This is a genomic window from Lactiplantibacillus fabifermentans DSM 21115 (assembly GCF_000498955.2).
GTDB classification, from domain to species: Bacteria; Bacillota; Bacilli; order Lactobacillales; family Lactobacillaceae; genus Lactiplantibacillus; species Lactiplantibacillus fabifermentans.
Genome location: NZ_AYGX02000169.1, coordinates 1 through 15,167, shown reverse-complemented (window position 1 = coordinate 15,167; position 15,167 = coordinate 1). Strand labels below are relative to the sequence as shown.

Here is a 15,167-nt window from a genome sequence, read left to right as displayed (position 1 = left end):
TCGTAAAGGAGCGTTGCGTGTGTATGATTTAGGTGATATTGTCGAAATGAAGAAAGCGCATCCGTGTGGCGTTAATCGCTGGGAAATTACGCGGATGGGTGCTGATATTAAGATCAAATGTACCGGTTGCGGTCACGTGGTCATGATGCCCCGACGCGAATTCGACAAGAAAATGAAAAAAATGCTCGTCAAAAAAGACGAACAAGCTTAATTATTAAAAAGGAAGAGTGAATAACCAATATGGCACTTACAGCAGGTATCGTTGGGTTACCCAACGTTGGTAAATCAACACTATTTAACGCAATTACAAAGGCCGGCGCGGAAATGGCGAACTACCCATTTGCAACAATCGACCCCAACGTCGGGATGGTTGAAGTTCCAGACAGCCGCTTAGACCGGATTCAAGAATTGATTCCCGCCAAAAAAGTGGTCCCAACGACGTTTGAATTCACTGATATTGCCGGGATTGTTAAAGGTGCTAGCAAGGGTGAAGGTTTAGGGAACAAGTTCTTGGAAAATATTCGCCAAGTTGACGCCATCGTACACGTGGTCCGCGCCTTTGACGACGACAATATTACCCACGTTACGGGGAAAGTTGACCCACAAGACGATATTGAAACCATTAACTTGGAACTTAGCTTGGCCGACCTCGAAGCCGTTGACAAGCGCTTAGCGAAAGTTCAACGCGCCGCTAAGGGTAGTGACAAAGAAGCTAAAGCCGAATTGGCGGTTTTACAAAAAATCAAGCCAGCTTTGGAAGACGGTAAGCCTGTGCGCTCCTTAGATTTCACCGAAGATGAACAACCAATCGTTCGCAGCTTATTCTTGTTAACTTCTAAGCCCGTGTTATATGTGGCTAATATTGCCGAAGATGACATGGCTGACCCTGAAGGTTCCAAGTACTTCAAGATTGTTAAAGACTATGCTGAACAAGAAGGCGCCCAAGCAATTGGGGTGGCCGCTGAAACCGAAGAAGAAATCGCCGAATTAGACGATGACGATAAAGCTGACTTCTTGGCAGCGGAAGGTGTTGAAGAACCTGGCTTGAATAAGCTGATTCGGGCTTCTTATAAGCTCTTAGGCCTTGAAACCTTCTTCACGGCTGGTGGCAAGGAAACCCGGGCCTGGACGTTTAAACGCGGTACTAAAGCCCCTCAAGCCGCCGGGATTATTCACTCCGACTTTGAACGTGGTTTTATCCGGGCAGAAGTCATGTCATTTGATGCGTTAGACGAAGCCGGTAACGAAGCTAAAGTTAAAGAAAATGGGAAATTACGTCTCGAAGGTAAAGACTACGTCATGCAAGATGGCGATATTGTTGAATTCCGGTTCAACGTTTAAGAAAGGGGAACTTGCTCGTGAGTGAAAGCGAAACACCAAAAACACCCCGCAATGCCCAAGCCGGCGCTAAGCAAATTCAAGCTGCCGAACGGCCACTGCGCGATGCCACCGAACTGACGAAACGTAATGACGAATACATTCGTCAAATGCGCAAATCATTAGCTGAAACCAAATTAACTAGTGAAAAGCAGGCCGCCGCCTTGGACGAAATGGTCCAAACGTTGTTAGCCGAACAACATAAGGGGACCACGGCGCGTCAATTATACGGGACGGTGCAAGAACGCACCCAAGTGATTGTTGAAGGGCCGAAGAAAGACCCGCAAGAACAAGCGAAAGCGAATTACTGGATTACCTCGTTAGATAACGGGTTAATGTTGTTCATGATCTTCTGCTTGATGTACGGGGCGATTGGCTTCTTTAGCAAGACGCAACAACAAAATGCTCAAGGCGCCAACGGGATTACCGCCATTTTAGTGACGTCCATCGTTGGGGGCCTCGGGGTCTCGAAGTTGTTTGAATACATGATGCCAAATAAGAAGAAGCCGAAAGTGGCCATGTGGAAGAAGATTCTCTGGTCAGTAGTAGCCGTAATCGTTTGGATGTTAATCTTTACGACCACGGCGGCCTTACCAACGGCGATGAACCCATCCTTATCACCCGCGCTCTATCTCGTGATTGCGGCCATCGTCTTTGGCTTCCGTCTCTGGTTAAAACGTAAATACAATATCACGACTAGTTTGTTCTAAATAGTAGTGGTGACAGCGAAAGTGCCGCAGTTGGCTGACCGTAATTCCATCGTTCTTGGACCTCGCTTTTGAGCCTGAAAAGCAAGTCTCAAAAGACGTCCGTGATGTAAACGGACCAAAAACGCCCGTTAACACCACTTTCAGAACGATTCCATTACGGTCAGCCAACTGCTAATTTCAGCACAGTTTGAAAATAACGTTAAGTATATGAAATTGTGATTGAACATTTTCGATGACGGTTGTCCTAATCAAGAATTAGCCGTTAATAACCGACTTTAAGAAAGAACCGCCAAGATGCAAGTGGTGTAAGCTCGGCGACTTCCGTTACCGCTGACCCACAACTAGACTGATGATATAAAAATGGCGCGATTACAATTTTTTGTAGTCGCGCCATTTTTGTATGTTTTTGATTTTGCTGGATTTTTAAAATTGGTCGATATTATGACCGGCTAATTTCAATTTCTTAGCAAAAGTTTTTGCGTGTTAAAACGCAAAGTAGTTGAGGCTGTACCAGATGCCAATCCCAAAGGTGGCATACCCTAATAATACCCAGACGAAGATTGCCCAAATTTTTGTGCCGGTAATGGTTTGTTCGGCTAAAAAGACTAAGCCGGATTGTTGTTGCAAGTCGCGTAACGTGTCAAAAGCGCTGATGGCTAACAGGGCCATCACGGTAATACCAAGCAAGGCCGCGATACACAAAGCGTTGAGCCATAAGTAATCGAGATAATCCGTGCTGAACGTTAAAATTAAACCGTATGCCAATAACGCACAACCACTCAGTAACCGCATGCCGATTAAAGCACGCTGCCCTTGACGCCATAACTTGCCCGGTCGCGTCGTCGCGGCCATGAAGTGACTTTGGGCTTCCGCCCCGACCACGGCGAGCGGTAGACGGCTATTTTGAACTTGAACGCGAATCTGGCTAATGAGACACATGCCTAATAAGAGGCACCAGCCAATAATAATTGCTCGCATAATTTCTACCTTCATTTTTTTCGTTACTCCTAGCCTAGACGCATCGGCGACCATGGACAAGGTTAACGCGTAATAATTAAAAATATCGTTACTTTTACATTGCGAAAAGGGTGAATTAAGTTATAATGAATTAACTCATCTTTGTGAGGGACGTACTTCACAAAGTAACGAACCCACGGATTGCGGTTAAAATAATAAATCGCTGAAAATTACGCCTGGTCCTTGCATTTATACAAATCTTTTGTTACCTTTAACGATAAAAATAAAACCATAAGGAGCTAACAATCAATGTCTAATTGGGATACAAAGTTTGGAAAAAAAGGTTATACGTTTGATGATGTACTATTAATTCCGGCCGCAAGTGATGTTTTACCGAATGAAGTTAATTTAGGTGTGAAACTTGCTGATAATTTGCAACTTAATATTCCAATTATTAGTGCAGGGATGGATACGGTCTCTGAAGCTGAAATGGGAATTGCCATGGCTAACCAAGGTGGCTTAGCAGTTATCCATAAGAACTTAAGCATTGCAGCGCAAGCTGAAGAAGTTAGCAAAGTTAAAGCCGTCGAAAAAGACGCCGACCATCCACATGCTGCCGTTGACGCTAATAACCATCTATTAGCCGTAGCGGCCGTGGGGGTCACTAGCGATACCTTTGACCGGGCGGAAGCTTTATTTACAGCTGGTGCCGATGCCATCGTCATTGATACGGCGCACGGTCATTCCGCTGGGGTGTTACGGAAGATTAAAGAAATTCGCGCGCATTTTCCTAAGCAAACGTTAATTGCTGGGAATGTGGCGACTGCTGAAGCTACCCGTGCTTTATTTGAAGCCGGCGTTGACGTTGTTAAAGTTGGGATTGGCCCTGGTTCAATTTGTACCACGCGGATCGTCGCGGGTGTTGGGGTTCCTCAATTAACGGCCGTTTACGATGCTGCTAGCGTCGCCCGTGAATACGGTAAGCCAATCATCGCTGATGGTGGGATCAAGTACTCTGGTGATATCGTCAAAGCCTTAGCTGCCGGTGGTAACGCCGTTATGCTTGGGAGCATGTTAGCCGGGACGACAGAAGCACCTGGCGAAGTCGTCTTTGATGACGGTCGTCAATACAAATTCTATCGTGGGATGGGTTCTGTTGGGGCCATGTCACAAGCGCACGGTTCATCTGACCGTTACTTCCAAGGTGGCGTCAATGAAGCCAATAAGTTAGTGCCAGAAGGTGTCGAAGGCCGCGTGCCATTTAAGGGGAGTGTCAATGACATTATCTTCCAAATGCTCGGTGGCTTACGTTCAGGGATGGGCTACGTTGGTGCTAAGGACATCGAAGCCTTAATCGACAACGCCCAATTCGTTGAAATTTCTGGTGCCGGTTTACGTGAATCACATCCACATGAAATCCAAATTACTAAAAATGCACCTAACTACTCCGTTAACGGGTAATCAGGTTAAATCAATTAAGTCGGGGAATTCAGTTTCCTCGGCTTTTTTTGTGTTCTTGTGGACAGGGAGGGGTAGTAGTAGGTTGCCGTTGTGGGTCAGCAGTAATTCCAGCTGCCGTGGCGACCGGTTCGAGCCTGAGAAGCGGTCTCGAACCTCACTTTGAAGCTTGGCCCAACCCGCCAATCTTCAAAGATGTCGATGCCGTAAGTTCGGCGAAACCCATGCCGGACTAACGCCACTTGCACGGCGGCTTCCATTACCGCTGACCCACAACTCGAATGGCTTTTTGATGGAAATAGTGATTATTGAATTTGCCATGGTGTCATTTGGTTATATGTGATTTGGCTTGTTATAGTTGATTACTTATAGAAATACTGATATTGAAGAATAGATTTAGACTTAATTTTATAAGCCTCAAAATTACTAACCGCCAGTTTCTGTTGCCTGTATGAATTATTAATGGTGGTCGGTAAAGACTACTGGATACAGCACTTATTTATGTAGTAGAAACGCGTGGTCAACACCAGCGGCCTGCGCTTAGCGGATATTGCCAACCACCCGGGAAAACCACCGGCGTACTTGGCAGTGGTGTCGAAACGCGTTCCCAGCGCCAGTACCCTCCGCTTGCTACGCTACCACCACAATGCCAAACCCACATTATGGCGTACTTATCTATATAGTCGAAACGCGTGGTCAACACCAGCGGCCTGCGCTTAGCGGATGTCACCAACTACCCGGAAGCCCACCGGGTAATTGGCAACATCGGCTAATGCTCAGCAGCTACCCGGTGTCGACCACGCTCTAATATTTGCGTTTTCCCTAAAAAAAGCCGTTAACCGCCAAGTTTACCCGACTTTTTGGTAGAATGTAGACAGAATTACTTAAGGAGACCTCGCATATGAAAATTTTAGTAGTCGATGACGACAAAGAAATTGCACAACTATTAGAAATATATATAAAAAACGAAGGCTACGAACCCGTTAGTGCTTATAACGGTAAGGAAGCTTTGACGAAATTAAATACTAACCCTGACATTGCGCTCATGATTTTAGATATCATGATGCCGGAAATGGATGGGATTGAAGTGATTAAGGAAGTTCGTAAGGATTCCCAATTGCCAATTTTAGTATTATCAGCTAAAACTGGTGATATGGATAAGATTCAAGGCTTGATTACCGGGGCTGATGACTATGTGACTAAGCCATTTAATCCGTTGGAAATCATGGCGCGGGTTAAGTCATTGTTACGGCGTTCTGAAAATAACGTCACTACTAACGAACCCGATGTCTTAGATATTGGCCCATTGACGATTAATAAAGATTCCCATGAAGTCAAAACCTTAACTGGTAAGGACATTCAATTAACGGCCTTGGAATTTGGTATCTTATACTTGCTAGCTAGTCACCCGAACCGGGTCTTTTCGGCGGATGATATTTTTGAACGAGTTTGGCAACAAGAAAGTATTGTTTCAGCTAAAACTGTGATGGTCCATGTGAGTCATTTGCGTGATAAGATCGAAGAAGCTACGGACGGCGAAAAAGTGATTCAAACCGTTTGGGGCGTTGGTTACAAGATTGAATCGCGCTAATAGTGGGGTTAGCTTTTGAAATTAACTGGTCGCGAAAAAAGTGAATTGTTTTTTGAAGGAGTAGTTACCGTTATCTTGCTACTCCTTTTAAACTTGTCGGTCGTGGTGCTGATTAATAGCGCCATTGCGCATAATCCTGGTTTGCAAAATGGGATTTTTGAAATCAAACGGTCGATTAAAATTGGCCCCAATAACTACCAATTATGGAGTTATGAAAATCTATTTATTGCCTTAATGGTCGTCGCCGATGGGTTTGTTTTATACTGGCGCTTAATTCGGCGGTATAAGCAGATGCAATTACGGCATATTATTAGTGAATTGCATTATATTGCGGCCGGTCATTTTGACCACCGCATTGACTTTAGTTTAACGGGTGACACGCAACGAGTTGTCGAAAGTGTCAATGCGTTAGTAGATTCAGCGATTCATTCGATGGACGAAGAACGGGAGATCGAACGTTCTAAGGATGCGCTGATTACGAACGTTAGTCACGATATTCGGACGCCTTTGACGTCGATTATTGGTTATTTGGGATTGATTGAGAATCACCAATACCAGTCGGAAGAAGATTTGGTGAAATATACGCATATTGCGTATGAAAAGGCCACGCAGATGAAATCTTTGGTGGAAGACTTATTTGAATACACCAAAGTCCGGCAAACTGAAACGCCGCTGAACATCAATCGCTTGAATTTAACGGCGATGTTGGAGCAGTTAGCGGCTAGTTTTGAGTTGGAAGCCAATAAAAAAGATTTAACGATTAGCGTTGAGAGTGGGACTGAACCGATTTACTTAGAGGCGGATGCTGAAAAATTAGGGCGGGTCTTCAATAATTTGATTACCAATGCTTTTAAATACGGTACCGGCGCTAAGAAGGTGATGCTGCAAGCTGAACAACGCGGTGAAGAAGTTGTGATTAAAGTGTCGAATGACGGGGAGCGGATTCCCGCGGATTCGCTGGGTATGTTATTCGAACGATTTTATCGGGTGGAAGGTTCGCGTTCTAAAGCCACGGGCGGCTCGGGGTTGGGCTTAGCCATTGCGCAAAGCATCGTGCAACACCATGGTGGCTACATTTATGCGCAAAGTGATGACGAACTGACGAGCTTCGTGTTGCACTTACCCGTGAAGCATGATCACCCATTAACAAAATCTAAGCAAAAAATCACAAATTAACTTGTTTCAACCGGCATAATTATTTAAACTTAAACTAGCATTTAGGAAAGGGATAATTTGAGAAATGACATTTGCGGGAAAGTTAAAGAAGGTCATGATTGCCTTAGTAGCGGCAGTCACGTTTACCACGACAGGTTTAGGGATTGCCACGAGCACGATTGATGCTCAAGCGGCAAGCACCCCATCGATTTCAGCGAAAGCAGCGATTGCGGTCGATGCTTCGACTGGTCAAATTTTATATGATAAGAACAGCACTAAGCCGATGGCGATTGCGTCTATGACGAAGATGTTGAGTACTTATTTAGTTTTAAAGGCCATCCATGAAGGTAAGTTATCATGGGACCAAAAGATTAGCGTCAGCAAAGCCGTCGCTAAGATGAGTCAAAATACCGAATATGCCAACGTGCCATTATTATCCACGAAGACTTATTCCGTGCGCCAATTATACAACGCCACTGAAATCTATTCCGCTAACGCTGCGATTACAGCGTTAGGGGATGCGGTGGCTGGGTCGCCTCATAAGTTCGTTGACTTGATGCGTAAGACGGCGAAGTCCTTTGGGATTACCGATGCCACCATCATCAACGCCAGTGGGTTAACCAACAAAGAAGTTGGGAGCACGATTGGTTACAGCAACGTTTCCGGTTCAACCGAAAACATGATGTCAGCCCAAGACGTGGCCACGGTCGCGCAAAAGTTATTATCCAAATATCCTGAAGTCTTGAAGACGTCCAGCATTGCGCATGCTTGGTTCGAAAAAGGGACGAGTTCCGCAACGAAGATGGACAACCGGAACTACATGTTAAAAGGGTTAGTTAAACATTATTCCGCCTTACCAGTTGATGGTTTGAAGACCGGGACCTCCACCAAGGCTGGGAATGCCTTTACTGGGACGGTCAAGTTTAGCAACGGTAACCGGATTATCACAGTGGTGATGCACGCGGGTGCCGCTAACGATAGTGGGACGGAACGTTTCACGCAAACCGCGCAAATTATGTCATATGTTTACCACAACTTTACGACAACGACTTTGAACAAGAACAGCAGTATCAAAGGCGTTAAGTCCGTATCCGTTCAAGATGGGAAAGCTTTGACAAGTAGCTTAGTTTCCAACAGTAGCGCCACGAAGATCTACGTGCCAACGGGTACGGCCACTTCTGACGTTAATGGGACGGTCAGCTTGAACAAGAAAGCCACGACCAATGGCAAGCTACAAGCGCCAGTTAAAAATGGTAAGACCGTCGGGACGGCAACCTTGAACTTAAACAAGACGGCTATTAAAGTCGTTAACGGGACTAAGAGTAAGAACATGACCGTTAATGTCACACCTAAGAAATCAATCGAAAAAGCCAACATCTTCGTTCGGATGTGGCGCGGGATTAAGAGCTGGTTCTAATCAGTTCTAAACCTTGATTAAGCGAGCAATCATCAATTGATGGTTGCTCGCTTTTTTTAGCAGTAAATTGCCGCAGTTGGCTGACCGTAATTCCATCGTCCTGGGACCGGTCCAAGCCTGAGAACCGGTCTTGGACCTCGCTTTTGAACCCCAAGCCAGGTCTCAAAAGACGTCCGTGGTGTAAACGGGCAAAAAACGCCCGTTAACGCCACTTTCAGGACGATTCCATTACGGTCGGCCAACTGCTAATTTCAGCTTAGCTTTAAAATAACATGAAGCATATAAAATTATGGTATTCCTTGTTATTTTATGGTGTTTACTATTTCCACTGGCCATTTATGATTAGTCGGTTGTAATCATGAGCAATGTATTTGCAATGGTAGACATTTGACCGGTATCGACATTTGCAAGGCTTCAGGATATTAGAACTTAAACTAGTATCATTACAGTTAGAATGTTGAAATTGATTATTCACGGAGTCGGAAGCCAATTGCGAGGTCACTGTGTCGATGTTCTTAGCGGGTGTTTCTCAGGCCGCTTAGAACATGCGCCGTGTTGGTTGACTGGTGGTTTTCCAGGCAGCCAACCGCTGCGAAGACCGCTTTTTGGCTTCGCGGGTGCGCCACAGTGGCCTCGCAATTGGCTGGAGGCGGACTAAAATTGAAAAACTAATGTTGTGATTTTATGATTAACGGTATAATAGAAACGAATTACATAATAAAAAAGAGTGTTGAAATGGAGGTTCGGTAAACATGGGTGTAACACTACGGGTAGCGACTATGTCAGATTTACCAGTGATTGTGGATATTTATAACCAAACGATTCCCGGTCATCAAATTACTGCGGACTTGAAGCCGGTGACGGTGGAACAGCGGCGCAGTTGGTTTTTGGAACATTCAGCGGATCATTATCCACTGTGGGTCGTTTTGCAAGCTGATCAAGTGGTCGGGTGGATGAGCTTTTCACCGTTTTATGGCCGTGAAGCATATGCGAAAACGACGGAAGTCTCAATTTACTTAGACCGGAATGTTCAAGGTCAAGGCTTGGGGAGTCAAGTGCTGGAAATGATTCCGGACCAAGTTAAAAAACTCGGCTTAACTGCCGTACTAGCTTATATTTTCTCGAGCAATATGCCAAGTATCAAATTATTTAAAAAGTTTGGTTACGAACAGTGGGGATTCTTGCCCGCTGTTGCGGAACTGGATCACCGACCAAATGATTTAGTCATTTTGGGGAAGCATTTTGATTAAGAAAATGTATAAGTAAACGTTTTCATTTGCCGGATAGCCGAACAATCTAATGTTTAAGGTAGGATTGCCACTAGAAACATGTTAAAATTAATTTCGGAATGTCTAAACAAATAGACATCAAACAATGTTGCTAGAATTCTTTGCTGGTATGGTACTGGAGGCATTCTTGGTGAAAAAGAACGAGCCAAATTGGTTAATGGTATTACGAACCGTAATGCCACTTGGGCTTAGCTATATTCCCATTGGTCTAGCTTGTGGGGTCTTGCTACATGCCGCTGGGTTCAACCATCTACTGACGGCGTTAATCTCAGTGATGGTCTTTTCCGGTGGTGCCCAATTTTTAATTGCATCGATGTTAACGATTAATGCACCAATGACCACGATTATTTTGATGATGTTTTTCTTGGAACTGCGTTATGCATTATTAGGTTCAAGTTTGTCACGTTATTTAAAGGGGCAACCGTTACCGTTTATTTTTGCGTTCGCATTTTCCATGAACGACGAAAATTATGCGGTCAACTATTTGAAGTTTGCGACGGATAAGCATTGGCAACCGAAACAAGCCTTATTAGTTGAACATTATTCACTATTATTTTGGACTGTCAGCAATATTATCGGTAGTCTGATTGGTAGTGCGTTAACCATCAATTTAAGTGTTGTTGATTTTGCGTTAACGGCGTTATTTATTTATATGGCAATTATGCAAACAAAAAGTCGCTTAACAATTTTAGTCTGTGCGTTATCTGGGGTTTTAACCATTTCCTTCCTTGTTTGGATGAAGAGTACGTTAGGATTAGTCGTCGCCACGTTATTGGCATCATTTGCGGGCTATTTCGTCGAACGCCACCTATTAGCACATAAACCAGAAAGTCATTTACTTTATACGATTCATGACCCAACGCGTCCGTTGGATGAAGAAGCTGACAAGTAAGGTACAGAGAGGTTTTTGTTATGAGTTCGATGAGTAGTATGGACCACTTTTGGTTGGTCATCTTTTGTGCCATTGTGGCATTCATCCCACGGTTCTTCCCATTACTGTTTTTCACGAAGCGGAAGATTCCGGAATGGTTTAACGAATGGATGCGCTTTGTGCCGGTATCGTTATTTACGGCGTTAGTTGTAAAGAGCGTCTTTATTGATAGTAAATATCAAATCATGACTTCTGGAAATCTCGGGATGATTATCTCAGCGATTTTAGTTGGGGTGATTGCCTATCGAACCCGGTCAATGACACTTTCAGTCGTAGTTGGCCTAGTTTCGGTCATGATCTTCGTGTTAGTTTTACACATCTAAATTACGAATTACCTTGGGGAACTGGGCAACTAGTTCGCCATTTTTTTATAGTTGGCCGAATTGTCGCAGTTGGCTGACCCGTAATTCCAGCGTGCTGGGACCGGCCCAAGCCTGAGAAGCGGTCTTGGACCTCGCTTTTGAGCCTAAAAAGCAAGTCTCAAAAGACGTCCGTGGTGTAAACGTCCCAAAGACGCCCGTTAACGCCACTTTCAGGACGCTTCCATTACGGGTCAGCCAACTGCTAGATGCATCCCAATTTTAAAACAATGTTGTACCGAAAGTTTACCGGTTGTTTAGTCAAATAATAAATAAGGTTATCGTTCTAGTAAGACTAAACGATATGCGTTGCGGTCAGCTCAACTGGTAACTGGGCTGAGCAGCCAAACGCTACATAAATGAGAGAGTAGGTGGGGATAAATGACGTGGCTGTTAGTCATGTTGCCGGGATTTTTGGCGGGATTGGTCCAAGGATTGACCGGCTTTGGCGCGGCGATTACTATGATGATCTTTTTGCCGTCGCTCTTGCCGATGTCACAAGCGGCGGGGGTCGCGGGATTGATTATGTGCGCTAGCGTGGTGACACTGGTTTGGAAATATCACCGCTATGTGCACTTCAAGCAAATTATTGTGCCGTTTTTAATTTATGCGAGTGTCGCGGCCTGGTCGGTGCATTTGGGGAAAGTGCTGGATGTACAGTTGTTGCGGACCTTGCTCGGGGGCTTACTAGTCTGTTTAGCAATTTATTTTACCGTGTCAAAACAAGCGGGCACTCAACGGTATCCGTGGTTTGTGGCCGGCATCTTTATGATTATCTCCGGTTTTTTCAATGGCCTGTTTGGGATTGGGGGACCGTTGATGGCCTTGTACTTTTTATCGTTATCGACCACGACTGGCGAATATATTGGTAACTTGCAGACGTTTTTCTTGATTGATGTGGTTTATATCACGTCGGTGCGAGTCATGAATGGCATTATTACCCCCGCAGTGATTCCGGATGTGTTGATTGGAATGGTCGGCGCCATTATTGGCACGATGATTGCGGCGCGGCTGCTGCCAAAATTGCCGATGGACACCGTCCGCAAGGGGATTTATGCGTTCATTGGCGTGAGTGGACTGTACTATTTATTTTTCTGACGTAACTAAAAACGACTGACAAACTCCAAATTTGTCAGTCGTTTTTATTAGTTTAATTATCAGCCGAGATAGTGCCTAAGCCGTATTCGTATAACAGCTCGTCAGTCTTATTCAAATCATAGTGTTGCGCTAAGGCGAAGATGATGAGGGCATCCCATTCATCTTTGGCATAGAGGGCGGCAAAGCCGGTCCGTTTTAGCATCGTATTCATCTCTGCTAGGGTCAGCTGAAAGCCAAATCCCAGGGCAATGATGCGAGCGCGGCTTGGGCGGCGTTTGCCGTCAAAGTATTGGTAACCGATACCTGTTGAGATATTAGCGGCCTGTAAGACTTTACTGCGTGTTTGATGTTTGATTTGCAATAGTTCCACTAAGTATTCGGCTGGTTCGAAATGGACAAAGTTACTTGCTTCGTCGGTCATGAATTGGTCAGCCCCTTTAGCGTGGGTAATTTCGTTTAATAGTTCTTCGGTTTTGCGCTCAGTCATTCGCTCAACCCTCCTAATGCCGTTTAGGACTAGTGTACCAGAAATTAGCGGAGTTGGAAGGTCCGGTGCGCGTCACTTAACGAGTTCGGGGTATAAATCAATTTGACGGCGCCAGTCTTAGTTGCCTGACCAATCAAGTCGCCACTCACCGTACCGTTAGGCGATAAACTCCCGCTATCCAACGTGTTGTCATCGTCAGTATTGATTTCATCAAAATCAGTCCGATTACCGTTAGAGCTAATTTCAAAATCATATGAATTGTAGTCAGCCTTTTCTTTACCAGTGTTTTTAAGGGTAACATTAACCGTATAATATTGGTTGCCGGATTTTGGTTTGGTGTAATCATCTAAACTCGTGGCTGTTTTGACACTGTTGACGGTCAATTTAATGCCGTCAATCGTCGCACTTTGGCCGACTTTGTAAACTTGATTGGCCGCTGATTTACTCGTTTTAGCACTGCTGGCATGCTTGGCGCTTGAAGTGGTGCTAGCGGTGTTCGTATCATCATCGTTAGATCCTAGCATACTGAAACCGAAAATGACGATGATAACTGCTAATACCCAGACCCACCATTTTTTATACCACGGTTTAACCGCAACGTAAGTTTCACCTTGGTCGTTGATAATTTTTTTAGCCATTGTGGTTGCCTACTTTCTTAATGCTAAACCGCCGGCAATGATAATGAGTAAGCCACTCAAAATGCCGAAGTAACTGACGAAGACGATGTTTAAAACGCCACATAAAATGATTAACCAGCCCATCACTTTATGATTTTTATTGATCATCGCTGATAAGATGATGGCGAGGACCGAGACGCCGATGCAGCCCCAGCCGAGATTCATGATGGTGCCGCTACCGCTTGCGCTTAAGGCGCTCCCGATACTGCCAATCGTCATCGCTAAGACGCCGCCAATCATGCCGAAGATGCCGCCAATGATTCCTAAAACTAGTTCGGCAGTCCGTGACCGGTTCGCGTCAGCGACTTGTTTGACATATTTTTGTCCATTTTCATCGATAATTGTTTGTTTTGCCATTGTAATTCCTCCAAATGTTTGGTTATGATAAGTACTAGTGAAAATTTCCCCAGAAAGGATGGTCGCCATGCTGCCTATTGTTTCGGCGATGCAATTATTAAGTGCGGCCGAATATACGCCGTTAGGTCCAGTGTTGACCGGACATGAATTCCCGTTATTAGTGCAAAAAAATCAAGTGGTTTATGTGGCTAAAATTGCGACGATGGCTGATCAACCGGTGTTAACACAACTGGCGGACCACCCGACGCCATTGATGCCAAAGCTTGAAGCTGTTTTGGCTGATAATGACTGTCTCGTAACCGTAGAAACGTTAATTAACGGTCAAACGTTAGCCGCTGCATTGCAAGTCAACGGTGCTTTTTCACCGGTTCAAGTTAACCGGGTGGCCCGGGACTTGCTCCAAAGTTTGCAACACTTAGAAGCACTAGGAATCGTGCACCGTGACTTAAAGCTCAGCAATATCATGATTAGCCGTGACCGCTATTATTTAATTGATGTCAGTGCCGCGAGAAAGCAGCAAGTGAATCAAAGCAGTGATACCCGATTACTTGGGACCACTGGGTTTGCGGCCCCGGAAAACTATGGGTTCGCTCAAACAGACGGCCGTAGTGATATTTATTCACTGGGCATTGTTTTAAATTGTTTGTTGACCGGTCAAATTCCCGACAGTCGCCAAGCCGTCACCAATCAACTGACCACCGCCCCCCAGTGGCTACCAGTAATTGAAAAAGCAACAGCGATAGATCCGCAACAACGTTATCAGACCGCAATTGACATGCGCCAAGCGTTACCAGTTCAGCTAACAGTTAAGCCCAAGCGCCATTTGCCAACGGTAACTTTACCGACTTGGCCATGGCTGCACACCACGTGGCTCAAGGCCTATCCCTATGTGAAACGGGCGCTGTGGATTACTTACGCCATTTTTTGGCTGTTGATCATTGCCACGACGCTGTTCGGCACTGATAACTGGCGTGACCAATTAGCGTTTTTACTCGAAAGTATCGCTTTAGTTGGGACACCCGTGTTAGCCCATCTGTTAAATCGGTGGCTATATCAGCAGTTTCCCCAAGTTAACTGGCATCGCTATCGCGGCTGGTTACGGGCCGGCGAAGTCGTTTTAATCATCGTGCTGCTAGCAAGCACCGGTGACATCGCCAGTTGGTGGGGCGGTAAGCTATAACTGAACCACTTCTATAGGATATAGCGAATTATTTTAAAAAGCTTATGCTGGTTGCATAATTTTAAAGGTATTAGGTAGATTGTAAAATTAATCCGAACGCTGTTCGGACAAAAAAGATCAGCTT

The 15,167-nt window shown here is 45.0% G+C and carries 17 protein-coding genes; 12 read left to right on the top strand and 5 right to left on the bottom strand.

Going from position 1 to position 15,167, the window contains the following annotated elements; all coding sequences use genetic code 11:
• Positions 1–19 precede the first annotated feature (19 nt).
• The 3 genes from DY78_RS14590 to DY78_RS14580 are packed head-to-tail and all read left to right on the top strand — an operon-like array spanning position 20 to position 2,087.
• Positions 20–211 carry a DUF951 domain-containing protein gene (locus DY78_RS14590; RefSeq protein ID WP_024623905.1) on the top strand — a complete coding sequence of 64 codons (192 nt, stop codon included), beginning with the start codon at positions 20–22 and terminating at the stop codon, positions 209–211.
• A 29-nt stretch (positions 212–240) separates the two neighbouring features.
• A complete protein-coding gene (gene ychF / locus DY78_RS14585; protein ID WP_024623906.1) occupies positions 241–1,341 on the top strand; it encodes a redox-regulated ATPase YchF in 1,101 nt (366 codons plus the stop codon).
• Between the two features lie 17 nt (positions 1,342–1,358).
• Complete coding sequence (locus tag DY78_RS14580; protein ID WP_024623907.1) at positions 1,359–2,087, top strand: DUF1129 domain-containing protein; 729 nt, start codon at positions 1,359–1,361, stop codon at positions 2,085–2,087.
• A gap of 483 nt (positions 2,088–2,570) precedes the next feature.
• Here the strand turns inward: DY78_RS14580 and DY78_RS14575 are convergent, their stop codons facing one another.
• On the bottom strand, positions 2,571–3,080 hold the full coding sequence (locus DY78_RS14575) for a hypothetical protein (protein ID WP_024623908.1): 510 nt from the start codon (positions 3,078–3,080) through the stop codon (positions 2,571–2,573).
• 273 nt (positions 3,081–3,353) lie between these two features.
• Between DY78_RS14575 and guaB the strand changes: the two genes are divergently transcribed.
• Positions 3,354–4,505, top strand: coding sequence for an IMP dehydrogenase (guaB, locus tag DY78_RS14570; protein WP_024623909.1), 1,152 nt, complete (start codon positions 3,354–3,356; stop codon positions 4,503–4,505).
• Between the two features lie 95 nt (positions 4,506–4,600).
• On the opposite strand, the gene DY78_RS16250 is transcribed toward guaB, so the two are convergent.
• On the bottom strand, positions 4,601–4,762 hold the full coding sequence (locus DY78_RS16250; RefSeq protein WP_156093487.1) for a hypothetical protein: 162 nt from the start codon (positions 4,760–4,762) through the stop codon (positions 4,601–4,603).
• Positions 4,763–5,403: 641 nt separating this feature from the next.
• On the opposite strand from DY78_RS16250, the gene croR reads away from it, so the two are divergent.
• The 7 genes from croR (at position 5,404) to DY78_RS14535 (ending at position 12,342) form a co-directional block, all read left to right on the top strand.
• Complete coding sequence (gene croR / locus DY78_RS14565) at positions 5,404–6,093, top strand: response regulator transcription factor CroR (RefSeq protein ID WP_024623910.1); 690 nt, start codon at positions 5,404–5,406, stop codon at positions 6,091–6,093.
• 15 nt (positions 6,094–6,108) lie between these two features.
• Positions 6,109–7,269 (top strand): sensor histidine kinase, encoded by a 1,161-nt coding sequence (locus DY78_RS14560; protein ID WP_024623911.1) that lies wholly within the window; start codon positions 6,109–6,111, stop codon positions 7,267–7,269.
• A gap of 64 nt (positions 7,270–7,333) precedes the next feature.
• Positions 7,334–8,665 carry a D-alanyl-D-alanine carboxypeptidase family protein gene (locus DY78_RS14555; protein ID WP_024623912.1) on the top strand — a complete coding sequence of 444 codons (1,332 nt, stop codon included), beginning with the start codon at positions 7,334–7,336 and terminating at the stop codon, positions 8,663–8,665.
• A 752-nt stretch (positions 8,666–9,417) separates the two neighbouring features.
• The gene (locus tag DY78_RS14550; RefSeq protein WP_024623913.1) at positions 9,418–9,915 is read left to right on the top strand and encodes a GNAT family N-acetyltransferase; all 498 of its coding nucleotides are present in this window, start codon (positions 9,418–9,420) and stop codon (positions 9,913–9,915) included.
• Positions 9,916–10,063: 148 nt separating this feature from the next.
• A complete protein-coding gene (locus DY78_RS14545; RefSeq protein ID WP_024623914.1) occupies positions 10,064–10,846 on the top strand; it encodes an AzlC family ABC transporter permease in 783 nt (260 codons plus the stop codon).
• Between the two features lie 20 nt (positions 10,847–10,866).
• A complete protein-coding gene (locus tag DY78_RS14540) occupies positions 10,867–11,208 on the top strand; it encodes an AzlD domain-containing protein (RefSeq protein WP_024623915.1) in 342 nt (113 codons plus the stop codon).
• Between the two features lie 417 nt (positions 11,209–11,625).
• The gene (locus tag DY78_RS14535; RefSeq protein WP_024623916.1) at positions 11,626–12,342 is read left to right on the top strand and encodes a sulfite exporter TauE/SafE family protein; all 717 of its coding nucleotides are present in this window, start codon (positions 11,626–11,628) and stop codon (positions 12,340–12,342) included.
• A 52-nt stretch (positions 12,343–12,394) separates the two neighbouring features.
• Here the strand turns inward: DY78_RS14535 and DY78_RS14530 are convergent, their stop codons facing one another.
• The 3 genes from DY78_RS14530 to DY78_RS14520 are packed head-to-tail and all read right to left on the bottom strand — an operon-like array spanning position 12,395 to position 13,863.
• Positions 12,395–12,829, bottom strand: coding sequence for a hypothetical protein (locus tag DY78_RS14530; RefSeq protein ID WP_024623917.1), 435 nt, complete (start codon positions 12,827–12,829; stop codon positions 12,395–12,397).
• A 44-nt stretch (positions 12,830–12,873) separates the two neighbouring features.
• Positions 12,874–13,467 (bottom strand): DUF4352 domain-containing protein, encoded by a 594-nt coding sequence (locus DY78_RS14525; protein ID WP_024623918.1) that lies wholly within the window; start codon positions 13,465–13,467, stop codon positions 12,874–12,876.
• Positions 13,468–13,476: 9 nt separating this feature from the next.
• Positions 13,477–13,863, bottom strand: coding sequence for a DUF4064 domain-containing protein (locus DY78_RS14520; protein ID WP_024623919.1), 387 nt, complete (start codon positions 13,861–13,863; stop codon positions 13,477–13,479).
• Positions 13,864–13,930: 67 nt separating this feature from the next.
• Between DY78_RS14520 and DY78_RS14515 the strand changes: the two genes are divergently transcribed.
• The gene (locus DY78_RS14515; protein WP_024623920.1) at positions 13,931–15,043 is read left to right on the top strand and encodes a protein kinase domain-containing protein; all 1,113 of its coding nucleotides are present in this window, start codon (positions 13,931–13,933) and stop codon (positions 15,041–15,043) included.
• The last annotated feature ends 124 nt before the right edge of the window (positions 15,044–15,167 follow it).

Bases quoted from the DNA above. Each gene is read 5' to 3' on its own strand.
- DY78_RS16250 (WP_156093487.1), bottom strand. From the start codon at position 4,762: ATGGAAGCCGCCGTGCAAGTGGCGTTAGTCCGGCATGGGTTTCGCCGA.
- DY78_RS14575 (WP_024623908.1), bottom strand. From the start codon at position 3,080: ATGAAGGTAGAAATTATGCGAGCAATTATTATTGGCTGGTGCCTCTTA.
- DY78_RS14540 (WP_024623915.1), top strand. From the start codon at position 10,867: ATGAGTTCGATGAGTAGTATGGACCACTTTTGGTTGGTCATCTTTTGT.
- DY78_RS14555 (WP_024623912.1), top strand. From the start codon at position 7,334: ATGACATTTGCGGGAAAGTTAAAGAAGGTCATGATTGCCTTAGTAGCG.
- DY78_RS14545 (WP_024623914.1), top strand. From the start codon at position 10,064: ATGGTACTGGAGGCATTCTTGGTGAAAAAGAACGAGCCAAATTGGTTA.
- DY78_RS14515 (WP_024623920.1), top strand. From the start codon at position 13,931: ATGCTGCCTATTGTTTCGGCGATGCAATTATTAAGTGCGGCCGAATAT.
- DY78_RS14550 (WP_024623913.1), top strand. From the start codon at position 9,418: ATGGGTGTAACACTACGGGTAGCGACTATGTCAGATTTACCAGTGATT.
- DY78_RS14535 (WP_024623916.1), top strand. From the start codon at position 11,626: ATGACGTGGCTGTTAGTCATGTTGCCGGGATTTTTGGCGGGATTGGTC.
- DY78_RS14525 (WP_024623918.1), bottom strand. From the start codon at position 13,467: ATGGCTAAAAAAATTATCAACGACCAAGGTGAAACTTACGTTGCGGTT.
- ychF (WP_024623906.1), top strand. From the start codon at position 241: ATGGCACTTACAGCAGGTATCGTTGGGTTACCCAACGTTGGTAAATCA.
- guaB (WP_024623909.1), top strand. From the start codon at position 3,354: ATGTCTAATTGGGATACAAAGTTTGGAAAAAAAGGTTATACGTTTGAT.
- DY78_RS14530 (WP_024623917.1), bottom strand. From the start codon at position 12,829: ATGACTGAGCGCAAAACCGAAGAACTATTAAACGAAATTACCCACGCT.
- DY78_RS14520 (WP_024623919.1), bottom strand. From the start codon at position 13,863: ATGGCAAAACAAACAATTATCGATGAAAATGGACAAAAATATGTCAAA.
- croR (WP_024623910.1), top strand. From the start codon at position 5,404: ATGAAAATTTTAGTAGTCGATGACGACAAAGAAATTGCACAACTATTA.